The organism is Variovorax sp. 01T439_2, assembly GCF_056398445.1.
The window spans coordinates 1-743 of sequence record NZ_JBFTPJ010000818.1 but is presented as its reverse complement, the minus strand read 5'-3'; the positions used below and the strand labels follow the sequence as shown (position 1 = coordinate 743).

The following is a 743-nucleotide window of genomic DNA, read 5'->3' as shown; positions in this document are numbered from 1 at the left end:
CAGCGCGCGCTCCACATCGACGAGATGCCGCACCCGGACGACTACGAAACGCTGGCCGGCTTCCTGATGGTGATGCTGCGGCGGGTGCCCAAGCGCACCGACAGCGTGAGCTGGGGCGGCTACACCTTCGAGGTGATGGACGTCGACAGCTACCGCATCGACCAGGTCATGGTCACGAAAACCTAGCTCGCCCTCAGGCGGCCGAACGGTCGCGGTCCACGAAGGTCCAGAGGCGCTGGTTCGCGAACACGGCGCTCGGATACGGCGCCTTGCCGCGGCTGCCGTTGTAGCGCCCGAGGGTCATGTACAGGTCGCCGTTCTCGCGGTCGAGGTAGTGGCGCAGGATCACGCAGCCGAAGCGCAGGTTGGTCTGCATGTGGAACAGCTTGGCCGGGTCGCTGTCGCCGATCACGCGGGTCCAGAACGGCATGACCTGCATGTAGCCGCGCGCACCGGCGCTGGACACCGCGAACTTGCGGAAGTTGCTCTCGACCTGGATCAGCCCGAGCACCAGGCTCACGTCCAGGCCCGAGCGCTTGGCTTCATACCAGGCGGTCTGCAGGAATTCCTTGCGCGTGGGCCAGTCGGCAATCTTCTTCTTGAGGCGCTCGCTCATCTCGCCCAGCCAGCGCAGGTAGGTCAGGCGGGCCTCGGTGCTCGAGAACTCGGGCACCGGCGGCGCCTTGTTGTGCACGGCCGAACTCAGCGCAGTGCGCACCGAGTCGATCAGCGGCTCCTCGATC

2 protein-coding genes are annotated in these 743 nt (G+C 66.5%); one reads left to right on the top strand and one right to left on the bottom strand.

Annotation, left to right across the window (positions count from 1 at the left end):
• Positions 1-186, top strand: a 186-nt coding sequence (locus AC1DOC_RS28275; protein ID WP_478130976.1) for a transporter associated domain-containing protein, incomplete at its 5' end; no start/stop codon positions are given.
• Between the two features lie 7 nt (positions 187-193).
• Here AC1DOC_RS28275 and AC1DOC_RS28270 read toward each other — a convergent pair.
• The coding region (locus tag AC1DOC_RS28270; protein WP_478081273.1) for a lytic transglycosylase domain-containing protein at positions 194-743 on the bottom strand (550 nt) is incomplete at its 5' end.